This is a genomic window from Thermogutta terrifontis, assembly GCF_002277955.1.
GTDB classification, from domain to species: domain Bacteria; phylum Planctomycetota; class Planctomycetia; order Pirellulales; family Thermoguttaceae; genus Thermogutta; species Thermogutta terrifontis.
Genome location: NZ_CP018477.1, coordinates 3,019,401 through 3,035,188, shown reverse-complemented (window position 1 = coordinate 3,035,188; position 15,788 = coordinate 3,019,401). Strand labels below are relative to the sequence as shown.

Annotated in this window: 12 protein-coding genes; 6 read left to right on the top strand and 6 right to left on the bottom strand. The window is 58.6% G+C overall.

Going from position 1 to position 15,788, the window contains the following annotated elements:
- Positions 1-246: 246 nt before the first annotated feature.
- Complete coding sequence (locus THTE_RS11295) at positions 247-1,128, bottom strand: aldo/keto reductase (RefSeq protein WP_157732035.1); 882 nt, start codon at positions 1,126-1,128, stop codon at positions 247-249.
- A gap of 306 nt (positions 1,129-1,434) precedes the next feature.
- Between THTE_RS11295 and THTE_RS11290 the strand changes: the two genes are divergently transcribed.
- Positions 1,435-2,196 (top strand): TylF/MycF/NovP-related O-methyltransferase, encoded by a 762-nt coding sequence (locus THTE_RS11290; protein WP_095415537.1) that lies wholly within the window; start codon positions 1,435-1,437, stop codon positions 2,194-2,196.
- Positions 2,197-2,399: 203 nt separating this feature from the next.
- Here THTE_RS11290 and rplT read toward each other — a convergent pair whose 3' ends face one another.
- Both rplT and rpmI read right to left on the bottom strand, forming a co-directional pair.
- Positions 2,400-2,774 (bottom strand): 50S ribosomal protein L20, encoded by a 375-nt coding sequence (gene rplT, locus THTE_RS11285; RefSeq protein ID WP_095415536.1) that lies wholly within the window; start codon positions 2,772-2,774, stop codon positions 2,400-2,402.
- Between the two features lie 148 nt (positions 2,775-2,922).
- Positions 2,923-3,117, bottom strand: coding sequence for a 50S ribosomal protein L35 (rpmI, locus tag THTE_RS11280; protein WP_095415535.1), 195 nt, complete (start codon positions 3,115-3,117; stop codon positions 2,923-2,925).
- Between the two features lie 1,120 nt (positions 3,118-4,237).
- Here rpmI and THTE_RS11275 point away from each other — a divergent pair.
- Complete coding sequence (locus tag THTE_RS11275) at positions 4,238-4,750, top strand: chemotaxis protein CheX (RefSeq protein ID WP_095415534.1); 513 nt, start codon at positions 4,238-4,240, stop codon at positions 4,748-4,750.
- A 109-nt stretch (positions 4,751-4,859) separates the two neighbouring features.
- Here THTE_RS11275 and THTE_RS11270 read toward each other — a convergent pair whose 3' ends face one another.
- Complete coding sequence (locus tag THTE_RS11270) at positions 4,860-6,230, bottom strand: mandelate racemase/muconate lactonizing enzyme family protein (RefSeq protein ID WP_095415533.1); 1,371 nt, start codon at positions 6,228-6,230, stop codon at positions 4,860-4,862.
- Between the two features lie 435 nt (positions 6,231-6,665).
- On the opposite strand from THTE_RS11270, the gene THTE_RS11260 reads away from it, so the two are divergent.
- From THTE_RS11260 to THTE_RS11250, 3 genes are all read left to right on the top strand, one after another.
- Positions 6,666-7,205 carry an NADH-quinone oxidoreductase subunit NuoE family protein gene (locus THTE_RS11260; protein WP_207651699.1) on the top strand — a complete coding sequence of 180 codons (540 nt, stop codon included), beginning with the start codon at positions 6,666-6,668 and terminating at the stop codon, positions 7,203-7,205.
- 203 nt (positions 7,206-7,408) lie between these two features.
- Positions 7,409-10,558: an FAD-dependent oxidoreductase gene (locus tag THTE_RS11255; RefSeq protein ID WP_095415531.1), complete on the top strand. Its 3,150-nt coding sequence runs from the start codon at positions 7,409-7,411 to the stop codon at positions 10,556-10,558.
- Between the two features lie 27 nt (positions 10,559-10,585).
- Entirely contained in the window at positions 10,586-12,406 is a 1,821-nt protein-coding gene (locus tag THTE_RS11250; protein WP_237260124.1) for an NADH-dependent [FeFe] hydrogenase, group A6, read from the top strand.
- Positions 12,407-12,512: 106 nt separating this feature from the next.
- On the opposite strand, the gene THTE_RS11245 is transcribed toward THTE_RS11250, so the two are convergent.
- Both THTE_RS11245 and THTE_RS11240 read right to left on the bottom strand, forming a co-directional pair.
- Positions 12,513-12,890, bottom strand: a complete 378-nt coding sequence (locus tag THTE_RS11245) for a hypothetical protein (protein WP_095415530.1) — start codon at positions 12,888-12,890, stop codon at positions 12,513-12,515.
- Between the two features lie 142 nt (positions 12,891-13,032).
- The gene (locus THTE_RS11240; RefSeq protein ID WP_157732034.1) at positions 13,033-13,395 is read right to left on the bottom strand and encodes a hypothetical protein; all 363 of its coding nucleotides are present in this window, start codon (positions 13,393-13,395) and stop codon (positions 13,033-13,035) included.
- 265 nt (positions 13,396-13,660) lie between these two features.
- Here THTE_RS11240 and THTE_RS11235 point away from each other — a divergent pair, with 265 nt between their 5' ends.
- On the top strand, positions 13,661-15,754 hold the full coding sequence (locus THTE_RS11235) for a DNA topoisomerase VI subunit B (protein ID WP_095415528.1): 2,094 nt from the start codon (positions 13,661-13,663) through the stop codon (positions 15,752-15,754).
- Positions 15,755-15,788 lie beyond the last annotated feature (34 nt).

Here is a 15,788-nt window from a genome sequence, read left to right as displayed (position 1 = left end):
TGCGCAAAAGAATCGTTTTTGATTGGAGTGAACACGCACAAAGTGTTCATGTAACGCAAGAGGCAGGCCTCCGGTTTTTTCTGGACAGTTTGGAAAGTCTCGATGTCGGCAGCAAACCGGGGAGTTGTTTTGTTTCCCGGGGTATGCAATGGACAAAACGACGTCGCGGAAGGCGTCCCCCCAAAAAGATTGGGGGGTCGGCTTTCACCCCGGCCCCCCACGGCGTTTTCAACCTGATCGTGAGAGTCAGGCGTGGACTCCCTGCTGGAGCGCCTGTTCGATCAGATTCAATGTTTCGTCGATCTGCTCAATGCTGGTGAAACCGATTGTGAAACAGTCCACACAACCCAGGCCCAAAACGTACTTGAGAGATTGAAGTCGCTCATCGCGGGAGTTGAGGCCCGTCTCCCCGTAGATTTTCATCCCGATGATACCCCGGCCAGCGTCGTGCATCTTCTTGAGGACTGCCGCCACATCTTCCGGCTTGCCGTCCATCTTCATGCCGAAGGGGTTGATCCGAGCGAGCTGAATGTCCACCCAATCGACATCCACGGACGCAACGAGTGGCTCCCATCCGTGGCAGGAAACACCCACTGCTTTCACCCGTCCCTTCTGCTTTTCCTCGTAGAGTGCATCCATGACGGGACGCATCTCGGTGGGCCATGTGGGCGTGGTCATGCAATGCATCAGGACGGAGTCAATATAGTCCACCCGGAGTTCCCGGCGGAACCGCTCGATATCGGCGTGGAGGACCTCGGCACTTCTCGCGCGGGTCTTGGTTTGGATGAAATACTTTTCTCGAGGCACCTTCTGGAGCGCCAAACGAACAAAGATGTGGGTGCTGTAGTTATCGGCCGTGTCGATGTAGTGGATGCCGCGATCAAGGGCGTGACGGACCATTTTGGTGAAGTTGTCACTGCCCATTGCCAGTTGCTGACTTCCTCCAACGGTGCCTGTGCCGATACCGAGCACCGAAGTCTTCAGACCCGTTCGTCCCAGGGTGATGCGATCCACCCCGCTTTTAATGTCGGGCATGTGCGGGTGGCCGAATGTCCACCGACCCGCCAAAGCAGCGCTCCCCGCTGCCGCCATCCCTGCCAAAAACGCTCGTCGCGAAACGTTCATCATGGTCCGGACCTCCTCGCTTCTCTCATTCAGGACAAGTGCCGCATTCAGCCTGTGTCGATCACTCCCCGGGTGCGGGCTTACACCCAACCGCAGACCCGGGACGCGCATCATTGTACCGCCGGTTCCGGGGGAATCCAGCTTCGAGATTGTCGTATTTCCATTCCATTAATCAATGATGACTAATCGCCTGATATTTGAAAAATCGTCAAAGTTTGACATGTAACGAGCCGATGAGCAGGGCGGCAGGAAACAGGACAGACAGGTCTAGTACTCCAGATGAGAAGATAAAGAAGAGAGGCAATTCGCATGGTCAAAACATCGGCAAACTGGCGGCAGTTTGCGAAGGGGATTATCCGCAGTTTTGGGCTCGAGGTGCGTCGCATCCCGCGTTTTTCGGCCGGCCACACGCCCGTCGAAGATATTCATCCGTATGCCGATTACGCCCCGTGGTTGGGCGATGATGAGTTTTTAATGGTTCACGAAAAAATTCGCAACCACACGCTCGTGGACCGCTACCGGTGCTGGGAACTGTGGACGCTGTTGGCGGAAGTTCGCTCGGTCGCGGGGATACTTTTGGAAGTGGGAGTTTGGCGGGGCGGAACAGGAGTCCTCCTGGCCTATCGTGCCCTGCAACTGGGAATTGATTCCCCAATTTTCCTGTGCGATACATTCAGGGGTGTCGTCAAGGCCTCGGAGAGCGACACTTTCTACAAAGGAGGCGAACACGCGGACGCCTCGCCCGAAATCGTTGAGCAGCTTGCAGAGAAATTGGGGGTTACCCGCATCGAGATTCTTCCGGGAATTTTTCCGGACGAAACAGGCTCTTTGATTCCACCTGGCCCCATTCGGTTTTGCCATATTGATGTGGACACCCACGACTCCGCAGCGGAGTGTTTCGCATGGGTTTGGCCGAGGCTGTCGCCCGGCGGGGTTATTGTTTTCGACGATTATGGATTCAGCCTGTGCGCGGGAGTGACCCGCTTCGTCGAGAGTCTCCGCGGGCAGCCGGGTCGGGTGGTCGTGCATAACCTCAACGGCCATGCCGTGGTGATCAAGACGGGGATGTGAAAGCGCACGCCCGCGGACCACACACAAAGCGCCCCGCTGCTCCGATAAGCGAATCCGTGTACCCGGGGTATCACAATAGCAAAAAACAGGAGCAACCACTAAATTGCTCCTTTGGTGATCGTTTTTGCTTCCAAACCCTGCCATTAGCGGACTACGGCCTTCGGTTCGCCGGGGTCCCATCCGTTAGTACAATCAGCCGCGCCTTACCAGAGCGGTGAGCCGGCGGCCTGGAGCGCTGCCTTGGCTTGCTCGACGACCCGATCGAACCCTTCGGGATCGTTGACCGCCATTTCGGCGAGGCTCTTTCGATCCAGTTCGATACCCGCCTTCTTCAGCCCATCGATAAATCGGCTGTACAGCATACCTCGCTGACGGACGGCGGCACTGATGCGGGTGATCCACAAGCGGCGGAATTCGCGCTTCCGAACCCGACGGTCCCGGTACGCGTAGACCCCTGCCCGAATCAGAGTTTCCTTGACAGTTCTCAGGAGTCGCCTGCGTCCGCCTACGAAGCCTTTTGCCCGACGAAAGAGCTTTTTTATACGGCGTCTGCGCGTTGCACTCGTTCTGGTTCGCATGGTATGACTCCCTCAGCAAGCGGGAACCAGGCCCCTTCAGCAGCCTGAAGGCGTTTAACCCTGCCCGTCCCGCAAAATCTCAAACAAAGCGTGCGGACACCACTCCCCAATTGCGCCACGAATGGCCCTTTATTCGGCGACGGGCCCATCAGGTACGAATGAGCGGGATGATCCGCTTGGCCTCTACTTTGGAAAGGAGATCCGTTCCCCGAAGCTGCCGGCGCCGCTTTTTTGACTTCCGCGTCGCCAGGTGGCTTGTGCCGGCACTTCGGTGTTTCACCTTTCCCGTGGCCGTGATCTTAAACCGTTTTGCCGCGGCTTTCTTTGTCTTTTGCTTGGGCATGGAACGACAACAACCTTCTCTCGAGAAATCAACTGATAGCCTATGCTCCGGCATGATGACAATGCCCCAAGCGGATTTGCCGCGCGCTGGGGCACGTCCAGTGTAATCCTGTGGAAAATCCCAATTTTACCCGGCACAGGGCTGGGCGTGAAGCGGGCGTGGTGCCAGTTCATCCCCGCTGCCTGCTTTTGCATAGCCCTACGGCATTCCCCAGGCACAGTGGGTTGTAGGGGCAATTCCTGAACTGCCCCTACCGTCTCAGCGGCAACTGAACCGAAGAATTGGAGCCCGACCGGTGAGATCGATTATCCAAGCTTGCAAAGCGGACCTGACCGGCAGGTCCCTCCGAGTTGAATCTCGCTCCCCCGCGAACCTCTGGGGGGTCCATGTCCCTGTCGGCAAGCGAAATTGGGGGTGAGCCAGGGCACCGCGGAAATAACGCACCTATTGCGGCGCGTGCCTTTCGACCCTTCCTGAAAACTTCGGCCAGCAGTGCAAGAAAACCCGCCACGTTGTGAATCGGACAGCCCCTGCGGTTGAACCTGCGCGATGGAGACAGGGTGTTGGCAGACAAAAACAGGCCCAGTGGGTCTGGCAAATGCTCGGCCGCGGGGAGGCGGACGGTCGAGACTTGCTCCAGACCATGGGCCTCAACTCCGTATATCCATCGTTGGCAGAAAAATCTAGCTGAGCGCTATCTTGATTTGGTTGCATCGCCCGTGCAAGAGTTCGATCACATGTCGAGTATATCTCTTCGGTGCAGGTCAATGGCACCCTCGCGATTGCCATGCTTATGTTTTGTCGACCGCCATTACCGAATCGTCTGACGCGTCTCCCGGACGGCTGCATGGGTCCAGAATTACCTTTTATGCAAAAAACGCGGGCGATCCCCCCTTTTGGATGATATTGAGGCACAGCGACAACACTTCCCGTACTTCGAACGCTGGCCTACATTTCAGTATCACAGAACCGAGCATGGCCTCGGAGCGATTTGGTGAAACTATGCTCCACGCGAATCGGACAGCGGGTCTCTGCTAGTTGTTTTTGGCTTCCCCAAAGTTGTTTTGCCGGACGGGTTGGTGTCCGGAACGAGACTCACTGAGGCGCGAAAGGCGAACCAATGCGGGCTGAATTGATCAATCCGTTCATGCGATCACTTCAGAAGACGTTTACCACGATGCTCAACTGTCCCGTCCGGCGGACGAGTTTAACGGTGAAGGAGGACTGTCGGGCATGCCACGAGGTGAGCGGCGTCATCGGCTTGACGGGCAAAGCTGTCGGTGCAGTGGTTCTCAGTTTATCCCGAGAGGTGGCCCTCAAAGCCGCTTCGACTCTCCTGTGCACGGAGATGTCCGAAATCAATGACGATGTGCTGGATGCCGTGGGGGAACTCACAAACATGGTGGCAGGGGGCGCCAAAGCCGAGCTCGAGGAGTTCCAACTGGCAGTCAGTTTGCCCAACGTGATCACGGGAAAACAACACGAAGTCCACTTCCCCTCCAACGTCACACCCATTTCAATTCACTTCACATGCGATTGGGGCGATCTGTCGCTCGAGGTCGGCCTGGCATTGCTCCCCAGTATGGAGGGGATTTCTGCCCCGCGGGAGCAACTCCTGGGTCAGTCGACCTGATGAGGTGGCTCGACGGGCGCGGTGAGACCAACCGGAAGCAACTATTTAGGTGTAGTCCGTCAGCCGTGATTGAACCTTGGGGAGAGCCTCTAACTTGGCGAAGGCCTCCTCAAAACCACGCGAGTGGTTCGAAACCAAGGCCCACCCCGTTCAAAACTGCCGTTCCCACGGTTCCGTCTGTAATCCGGAACATGGAAGGGTAGCGATCCTCCCAGCCGCGATTGGCTGCCGGGCAGTATTGTCGGGCATTGCCTTCGATGGCAGCCACGCCAGGGATGCGAGCGGCAAGCGAAGCCGAATGGAGGAAGGAATATCCCGGGCACGTGAGATCCTGCACGCACAGGAACAGTTTGTATTTTTGCGCGGCTGCCGCCATGAGAAGGGCTTCCGAGTGGCCCTTGCAGGTCTTCAGTGCAACTCCCGAGTAGCCCATCTCGCGACTGAGAAGAAGACTTTCAAAATCCACGAGAGACTCATCGATCACAACGGGCTTGATCTCGGCTGCCCGGTGCATCCGATTTTCGGGGTGGGCACGGAGATCGCGATGGGTTGGCTGCTCGATATACTGAAGACGCTCGAAGGCCTCAGGCGAGCGCTCCTTGATCCGCGTCAAGAATTCCAGGACATATTCGACGTTCTGGCAGCGTTCGTTGAAGTCGGCTGAGTAGAACCATCTGTCGCACCCGCGCTTGCGCTGCGTCTCGGCGGTCACAGCGTGGATCGCCAGGACCCGTTCCACATCCCAGCGAAGATCGTCACCGTTGAGCTTGATCTTAAGGTGCGTGAGACCATTGAAGGTGATCCACTCGGGGAGCGTTTCCGGGAGTCCGTCGTTGAGACGTTCCTTGATATCCGCATCGGTGAGGGGGTCCAGCGCGCCCACCAGGTGATAGAGCGGCATCCGCGGCCTCGGTTCCCGATAAGTGTATTGATCGAGATACTCGCCACGGAACTCTGCAGACAGGTGATGTGACAGATCTGCGTTGACAAAATCTTTGCCCAGCACATTGTAAGAGTTCTGTTCCAGGGCCCGGCCGTAGGCGTCATGGAGCGCGGCTTCAAACGGACTGGCTGCGACGAGCTGGGCAAGACGGGGCATTCGTTCGGAAAGACGCAGGTGCTCCTCGACTGAGCGCGCCACATAGTCGTAGGCAGATGACCATTCCTCGGTTATTTCGAGAGGATGACCGGTACCTTTGTATTCGCCCAGCCAGGACTGGAACTGACTGCCGAAAAGAACCATTGCTTGAAGGGTTTTGTCGGGCGGCACTTCTTGGCTTGGCCAGGCCCAGACATTCCCCACGGGCATGGAGCCGAACCCCCGAGCCCGCCGTCCGCCCCGGGTTTCCACGTCGATGACGACATTCCGCAGCGTCACGTCGGTCACCACCCGGCCGCCAAATTTCATTGGGGTTCGGTAGGCGTATTCTTCGGTATTCGTGTTCACACGCACAATGCGGATGTCTGTGATCTTGCTCATCCTGATGATCTCCCATGCGGCGTGGCGGGATGGAGATTGGGGCATGCGCACCACGCTGCGCTACGGCCAGCAGCATCTGGTTGTGCCTCTGATTTTCCCCGGGAGGAAAGCCTGTCGCAAGACGCAGGGACAGAAGAAACGAGGTGTGCGGAAGTTGAAAAGCAGACCTGACAGGCAGGTCCCTCCGGCGAATCGGAGGGGCACGCTCGTCGTGCCCAGGCAAATCCGTTCAAACCGTCGCAAAGTTGCTACGTATATATTTGGCGAAACAGGGATCGTTAGTCACGCAAAGGAATTAATATCTGCCCAATCTGTCAAATAAAAACGAGACTATTGCTCCTGGTCGTGTTCGGCAGAGTGATGTAAGTTTTTCAATATGAGACACAACTCATTGAGCGGAACAGGTTAAAGAGTCAGACGCCGGGAGGGATTCGCGTGGACACACAGAAAATTGGAACGCCAGTATCGGGCACGTCTTCAGGGTGTCTCTGTGGGGAAGCTACGGAAGAAGAAAAGCTCGCCCAGCTTGACGACATCCTCTCGCAGTATCGCGATGTGCCGGGGGGCCTCATTCCCGTGCTCCAGATGGCGCAGACGATCTTCGGATACCTGCCCGAGCCGGTTTTGAAACGGATTGCGCGGGCATTTGGCAAGCCTCTCAGCGAGGTCACCGGCGTCGTGACCTTTTATTCTTTCTTCAACACGGTGCCTCGCGGGCGGCATATGATTCGGGTGTGTCTGGGGACCGCGTGTTACGTTCGTGGGGGCAAGCAGGTGCTGGCAGCGCTGCGGGAAGAACTGGGGATCGACGTGGGCGAGACGACGTCGGATCGCACTTTCTCTCTGGACGTTGGCCGTTGCTTTGGTGCGTGCGGCCTCGCTCCCGTGATCATGATCGACAACGACGTTCACCAAAGAGTGAAGGTGTCCCGCCTTGGTGAACTCCTCCAGAAGTATCGCAACGGGGACAAATGACCATTTCCGCTTCCGTGGAGGTTCTGGGACTTCAGGAGAATCCACGAGAGAAAAAAGCGGCGAAGATCGTGTTTCGTTTTCGTGGCTCTCGACTGGAAGCGCTTTCCTGACGGACACCACATCATGAGGGAATTTCGCGAAGTATCGGAGTCTTGGCTTTTGTAATTTCGGTCTTGGACAAGCCACCAACAGGTTACATGCCTATGAACCGGCCACGGATCACAAGTGTTGAACAGCTCACCCAGTGGCGTGACGAGCTTCGGACACAACGCAGTTCCTGGCAACAGAACGGGGGTCGGGAAGTTCGTATCTGCACTGGCGCCGGTTGCATCGCCTCTGGATCACTCCGCACAAAAGAAGCTCTCGAGCAGAACCTTGCGGAAATGGGGATCGGCGAACAGTGGCGGATCATCGGGACGGGCTGCATGGGGCCTTGTTTTGGCGGACCCGTTCTGATGGTTGAGGATATTGTTTACGAGCACGTTCGTCCGGAAGACACCGCCCAGCTTGTTCGCGAGCATTTCCTGCAGGGAAAGATTGTCGAGCGCCTCACGCATCGTCGGCCGGATGGCAGGCACGTGGCGCGAATGGAGGAGATCGATTTCTTCAAACGGCAGGTAAAAATCGTCCTTCGCAACTGCGGGGAGATCGATCCCACGCGGATTGAAGACTACATCGAGCGGGACGGATACCAGGCGCTGGCGAAAGTGCTTCAGCACCGGAATCCCGACGAGGTGATCGAGACGTTGCGACAGTCCGGGCTTCGCGGTCGGGGAGGGGCCGGGTTTCCCACCTGGAGAAAATGGGATGCGGCCCGGCGACAGGCGGACCCCATCAAATATGTGGTCTGCAATGCCGACGAGGGAGATCCCGGGGCCTTCATGGATCGCAGTGTCCTGGAAGGTGATCCCCACAGTGTCATCGAGGGGATCGCCATTGCTGCCGCGACGATCGGGGCGTCCCGGGGCTTTGTTTACGTGCGGGCGGAATATCCCCTGGCCGTGGAACGCCTTCAAATCGCCATCGCGCAGGCCAGAGAAGCGGGCCTGCTGGGCAAGAACATTCTGGGTTTGGGCTTTGACTTCGACATCGAAATCCGCATGGGTTCGGGGGCTTTTGTATGCGGGGAAGAAACCGCTCTTTTGACCTCGATCGAGGGTAATCGGGGAGAGCCGCGTCCCCGGCCGCCGTTTCCCGTGGAAAAAGGTCTGTGGGACCATCCCACCGTGCTGAACAACGTGGAAACACTGGCCAATATCCCCGTGATTGTGCTCCGCGGAGGTGAGTGGTACGCGCAGTGGGGTACGCCAAAAAGCCGCGGCACGAAAGTGTTCGCCCTGGCCGGTGGGATCAAACATGCGGGCCTCGTGGAAGTCCCGATCGGCATGCCGCTTGGGGATTTGATCTACGACATCGGCGGCGGCACGGCCTCCGGCAAGCCGTTCAAGGCCGCGCAGATTGGCGGGCCTTCCGGCGGGTGTGTACCCCGCCAGCATCTGAACGTTCCCCTGGATTACGAGTCCCTGGCGGAACTCGGGGCCATCATGGGCTCCGGCGGGCTGATCGTCATGGACGACGACAGTTGTATGGTCGATGTCGCCCGATACTTCCTGGAGTTTGTCCAGGACGAATCCTGCGGCAAATGCGTGCCGTGCCGCGTGGGTACCAAGCGGATGCTGGAAATCATGGAGCGGATCTGCAACGGCCAGGGACAAGAGGACGATGTGGAACGCCTCATCGAACTGGGCGAGATGGTCAAAGAAACATCGTTGTGTGGCCTGGGGCAGACGGCGTCCAACCCGGTCCTTTCCACCATTCGGCACTTTGGCGCGGAGTACGTGGAGCATATCCGCGACAAGCACTGTCGGGCGGGAGTTTGCTCGGCGATGGTGGCGGCTCCCTGTGAAAGCGCGTGCCCTGCCAATGTGGATATTCCCGGCTTTGTCGCCCTCGTGGCCGAGCGGCGTTACGCCGAAGCGATTCGTCTCCATCGCGAACGGAATCCCTTTGCCGCTGTCTGCTCGCGGGTGTGTTTCCACACGTGTGAGGACAAGTGCCGCCGTGCCTCATTGGACGCTCCGGTGGCCATCCGCGCGATCAAACGGTTCATGGTCGATCAGGAGGTGACGCTGCAAGTTCCGGAAATCCGAGAAAATCCCAAAAATGCTAAGAAAAAAATCGCCATCATCGGGGCGGGGCCCGCTGGACTTACCTGCGCATATTTTCTGGCCCGACTGGGCTACCGACCGGAGGTTTTCGAGGCAGAACAGCGGCCGGGCGGTATGCTGGTCCAGGCCATCCCGGCCTATCGGTTGCCCAGGGAGGTCGTTGCCCGAGAGGTCCGCATGATCGAGCAGATGGGGGTGGAGATCATCACGGGCATGGCCCTCGGCCGAGATTTCACACTCAGCAGTTTGCGGGCCCAGGGCTACGACGCGGTCTTTCTGGGCGTGGGTGCTCCTCAGGGGGCCAAACTCAATATTCCCGGGGAAAATGCCCAGGGCGTGGAAGACGCGCTCAGTTTCTTGCGGACATACAACATCCGCGGATCGGTGCCTGTGGGGCGCCGGGTGGTGATTGTTGGCGGGGGCAACTCCGCGATTGATGCAGCCCGCACCGCCATCCGTCTGGGGGCCGAAAGCGTCGTGGTCGTTTATCGGCGAAATCGCGAAGCTATGCCGGCTTATGAGGAGGAGATCACGGAGGCCGAGGCCGAGGGCGTGCGCCTCCAGCTCCTGACGGCACCCGTGGAGGTCCTCACCGAAGGGGGACGCGTGGTGGGCCTCAAGTGTGTTCCCGTTCAGTTGGGTGAGTTTGACCGCTCCGGACGTCGCCGCCCCAAAGAAGCCGGTGAAGCCTTCTGTATTCCGGCAGATCACATTCTCGTCGCGGTGGGGCAGACTCTCGACCTGGATACCCTTTGTGGTGATGTTGAACTCCGCAGGAACAGTCGGGGGTTCATCGATGTGGATCCGGTGACCGGGCAGACGTCGCAGCGGTGGATTTTTGCCGGCGGAGATGCCGTGACGGGACCGGCGTCCGTGGTGGAGGCTGTCGCTGCCGGAGAACGGGCGGCGGTGGGGATCGACATGTTCCTCACAGGAGAAAACCACGCTTTCTGGCGGGAACCCCATCCTGTGGAAACGTCCTTTGATCCCGATGCCGAGCCGGAGCCCACCCCTCGCGAGCCCCTCCGGCTGCTGCCGGTCGAAAGACGTCGCCACAACTTCGACGAAGTGGAACTGCCCTGGCCGGAGCCCGTGGCCATCCGTCAGGCGCGGCGCTGCCTGCGGTGCGATTATGGGAAACGCAATATGCATCAGGTGGTTTTACACCAATTAGGCGAAATTTGATTGAGGCGCATTCCGGTAGGACGAGCCATGCATTCCAGCGCAGTGAGTGAAGCAACCAGCCAGAAATCGGCAACCATGGTCCGAATCGCCATCAACGATCACGAGATGGAAGTGCCGGAAGGCACGACAATCCTTTGCGCCGCCAAGAAGGCCGGAATCCGGATACCGACGCTCTGTTTCGTGGAAAGTCTCAAACCCGTCGGGGCTTGCCGCGTCTGCGTCGTGGAAGTGGAGGGAGTCCGCAATCTGGTGGCTTCTTGCGCCACCAGGGTGTGGGAAGGAATGCGCATTTACACCAATACATCGCGGGTTCGTCGAGCACGCACCGCCGTGGTGGAGTTGCTTCTTTCAGAACACAACGGAGAGTGCCAGACGTGCGATCGCAACGGAAACTGTGAGCTGCAATCTCTTGCCGCCGAGCTGGGGATTCGGGAGATCAGCTACCGCGGCGAACGGGCACGCAAGCGGCTCGATGTCTCAACGCCGGCTCTCGTGCGGGACAGCGGCAAGTGCATCAAGTGTCGCCGGTGTGTGAGCGTGTGCAATGAAATTCAGAATGTGGGCGCGCTCTTCCCGCAATTCCGCGGATTTCACACCGTCATTGGTCCCGCGCTGGGGCGGGATCTTGCCACGGTGGCCTGTGTGCAATGCGGACAGTGCGCGGCGATCTGCCCGGTCGGCGCGATTTCCGAGCGCGACCACGTGGAAATGGTTTGGGCAGCACTGGACAATCCCGATAACTTCGTGATCGTGCAGACGGCTCCTGCCATTCGCGCTGCATTGGGGGAGTGCTTTGGCTATCCGCCCGGCACACTCGTCACCGGAAAGATGGTGGCGGCCCTGCGGCGTCTCGGATTCGATGCGGTGTTTGACACCAACTTTGCCGCCGATCTCACCATCATGGAGGAGGGAACCGAGTTTCTCACGCGGTTGCGGAAAAAGTTTGTCGAAGGCGCGGATGCGCCACTTCCCATGTTCACGAGTTGTTCCCCAGGATGGATCCAGTACATGGAGTTTTTCCATCACGAACTTCTGGGGAATCTATCAACCTGCAAATCGCCGCAACAGATGTTCGGCGCCGTGGCCAAAACGTATTACGCGAACAAACTGGGCAAGCGGCCGGACGACATCTTCGTCGTTTCTGTGATGCCCTGCACGGCCAAGAAGTTTGAGGCCGCCCGGCCAGAAATGACGGCCAGCGGAACTCGTGACGTGGACGCGGTCCTCACCACCCGGGAACTGGCGAGAATGATCCGTGTGGCCGGTATCGACTTCGCTTCGCTCCCCGATGAACAGATGGACGCTCCAATGGGCCTGTCCAGCGGTGCCGGCGATATTTTCGGACATACCGGTGGAGTCATGGAAGCCGCCTTGCGAACGGTTTACGAATTGATCACCGGCCGCGAGCTTCCCACTCCCGACCTTCACGTTCCCAATTTGACCGGACTGGAGGGAATCAAGGAGGCCGAGATCCCGCTCACACAGCTCAAGCCGGAGTGGAGCTTTCTCGAAGGAATCACCCTCCGCGTTGCTGTGGCCCACGGTCTGGCCAATGCGGAACGGTTAATTCGGGCGATCGAGAAGGGGGAGAGGGAATATCACTTTGTGGAGGTGATGGCGTGTCCCGGCGGCTGCATCGGCGGTGGCGGTCAGCCCCGTTACACGGACCACCGTGTTCGCCTTGCCCGAATCGCTGCGCTCAAGAAAGAGGATGAACACAAGGCCATTCGCAAGTCCCATCTGAACCCGCAGATTCAGCAACTCTATGCGGAATTCCTGGGACAACCGTTGGGCGAAATGTCTCACCGCCTGCTCCATACCCACTATTTCACGCGCGAAGCGAACTGAATTCGGCGGGGAGTTTCAGGCGATCGCCCGATTTCCGTTGTCATAAAAAGACCCCCTGGGCGACAACCCAGGGGGCGGAGGCTGTCATGTCGGGCACGCGGAAGGCTCACCACGGACCGCGGATGTAGTAATATCCGAATTGGTCCGTGTCCTGCGGCCAGGCCGGGGTGGGACGGAGCGGCACGGCACCGCCCATCGCAGGTCCCGGCCAGTTGCGGCTGTACTGGTGATCAATGGTCGTCACGCGCATGTTTCCCACTCCCCAACCCCAATGGGTCTGAAATTCTGCAGTGGGGGGAACGACCACCGCGACGGGGGCACCCCACGCGCCGTTGTAGTAGTCCCCATACCATGGGGTGCACATGGCGCGTCGGGCGGCCCTTTTCCCAAAGAACGTGTTTTCCCCGGCGAGAAGCTGGCTGGCTGCAAGGCCCATTGTGAGGGCTATCGCCACACCGATCGTCATGGTTAACTTCGTGTTCATGGTTTTTGTCCTCGTTGACGTAAGCTGACGTTCCTTCTTCGAGCATGTGGAAAAGGATTCGTGTGAACCCGGTCAATTCGGCTCGTTGGTTACCTCGGTGATCTTCCGGCAAATGACGATACGAGGCGACGGCTTCCGCGCTTCACCACCAGCAGACACTCACCCGCGTCCAACCTCCCTGAGGGTTGTTCCTGACAAACACCTTTCGATGGGGATAGAGGAACTCATGGGGATAAAGGGGCTGGTAGGTGACCCAGGTATGGCCGACGTAAGGAGGCGTGGGGACCGGAGCGACATAAAGAGGGGCAGAAATCTCCCCCGGTGCCGCCGGTGCCCAGTAGCTGGGGAACAGATCCCCCGCCCTGTGATTACGGGCATCGGAATGGCCGCGGTCATGGGCCACAGCGGGGGCCAGGCCCAAAAACATTCCCATGGCCAGACCCAGCGCCACGCCCAGCACCCAACGCAACATAGTCTGTCGGTTTCTCTCTCCGCGTTTCATCATTCGTATCCTTTCTGCCATTGGTCCGTCCGTGTCATCGTGAAACAGCCTGAAAACCCGCCTGCCGACGCCATCTGCGGATGGGGCCTCCTTTATAGAGGATTCGGCCACTCTGGACAAAAACAGTGAGACTTTATAAAAGGAGTTCGAGGGGGCTCACGATATTGTGGCGCCTGTGAAACACCTCTCCTGTGGGCATAGCTCGTTACGATCGCTATAATGCGAATTTCTTTCCTGTTTTTGGCTTCAACACGGACGTGTGATCGCGATGGGAGTTTCTACCGCAAAACAAGACCAGCAGAGTCCTCAAACTATTGAAAAATCGCGTCAGGCAGGTCAGTCCGAGGCTTCGTCCGCGGTGGGTGGAAACGGCCAACCGCGTCGGCGGGTGAGTGCCGAGAGCCTCGCTGCCAAACAGCGCGAGATCTCCGTCAGCGAATTCTTCGCCAAAAACCGCCACCTGCTGGGGTTCGACAATCCCCGCAAGGCGCTGTTGACGGCCGTCAAAGAAGCCGTGGATAACGCCCTGGATGCGTGCGAAGAGGCCGGCGTCCTGCCCGAGGTGTGGGTCCGCATCGATCCCACCGGAGAGAGCCGCTACCGCGTTATCGTGCAGGATAACGGGCCAGGCATCGTCAAAAAGCAAATACCCCTCATTTTTGGAAAACTGCTCTACGGCTCGAAATTCCACCGGCTTCGGCAAAGTCGCGGACAGCAGGGGATCGGTATCAGTGCGGCCGGGATGTACGGCCTTTTGACCACCGGGAAGCCGGTGAGCATCGTTTCCAAAACCGGCCCGAGGAAGCCTGCCCATTTCTATCAAATTCAGATTGACACCAAGAACAACCGACCGGAAATCGTCAACGGCAAAGGGGACGGCGTCGATATCCCGGCGAACGAGAATATTGGTGAGTTTCTTCAGCCGTTCGGCCTGCCCTGGAATGATGTGGAACACGGGACGCTGGTGGCCATCGAACTTGAGGCCAAATACCAGCGAGGGCGGGGAAGTGTCGATGAGTACCTCTTCCAGACGGCCATAGCTAATCCCCATGTGACGCTTCACTACCAGGACCCCGAGGGAAAAACTCGTGATTTCCCGCGTGTTGCCGAACAGTTGCCACCCGAGCCCAAAGAAATCAAACCTCACCCTTACGGGGTGGAATTGGGCTGGCTGGTGACGATGCTCAAGGACACCAAAGCGAACACCTTGAGCGGTTTTCTCACGGAGTCTTTCTCACGGGTCAGTCCGGCGGTTGCCCAAAAAATTCTCGAAACCGCGGGGCTGAGCAGCCGTGCCAATCCGCGGCGAGTCGGTCGTCACGAAGCCGAGGCGCTTTTTCAAGCCCTGCAAACCACCAAGATTCAATCGCCCGCCACCGATTGCCTGTCACCGATTGGAGAGGAGCTCATTCTGCGGGGACTGCGGCAACTGGTGCCCGGCGAGTTTTACACGGCCGTCACACGTCCCCCGGCCGTGTATCGCGGGAATCCGTTCCAGGTGGAAGTCGGCCTGGCGTACGGTGGAGCGCCCGCCACTTACCGCGTCTCACTGGAGACTCTGGAGGAGCTGCTTGCCGAGACGGATGCGCGAACACTCCGGCAGTTCTTGACGACAACGTTCGATGGCATTGGTCCCGAGGGTGCGGACAAGATTCTTCAGCAGGCACGGCTGAAGGCGCGCATGTCTCCTGCCAAACTCAAGGCCCGGGAGCGTCAGCAACTCTGTGAGGCGCTGCAAAGCGTTAACCTCACGGAGGGACAAACCATGACTGTCCTCCGCTACGCCAACCGCGTACCGCTTCTCTTCCAGGCCGGAGCCTGTGCCATCACGCAGACGGTCATGAGCACGAATTGGCGACCCTACGGGTTGAGCCAGTCTCGCAATTCCCTGCCGACGGGCCCGGTGACGCTCCTCGTGCACTTTGCCAGCGTATGGGTGCCGTTCACCAGCGAGTCCAAGGAAGCCATCGCGGCCTATCCGGAAATCCAGAAAGAATTACGGCTGGCATTTCAAGCAGTTGGCAGACGTCTGGGAATGTACCTGCGACGACGTCTGCGGGTCCGTCAGCAGGGCGAACGACGGAACATCTTTCTCCGTTATCTCAAGGAAGTGGCGAATGCCGTCTCCGTGATGAGAGGCGTGGACCGTGACGAAGTGTATCGAGACCTCATGGAAGTTGCCAAACGCGTGACGGCTGAGGCCGACCTGAAGCTGGACGAGCATGGACGTCCCGTCCGTGACGATCCGACGCCGGAGGAATTTGACGGGGCCGTCATCATTGTCAATCCGGAAAACGAAGAACCAGCGCAGACAGTGATTTCTGGGAAGAAGAATTCCCCGGTGCAGTTGCAGATGTTCTAATTCTTGCCCAGGAGTTTCACGTGGCCCGTTTTCG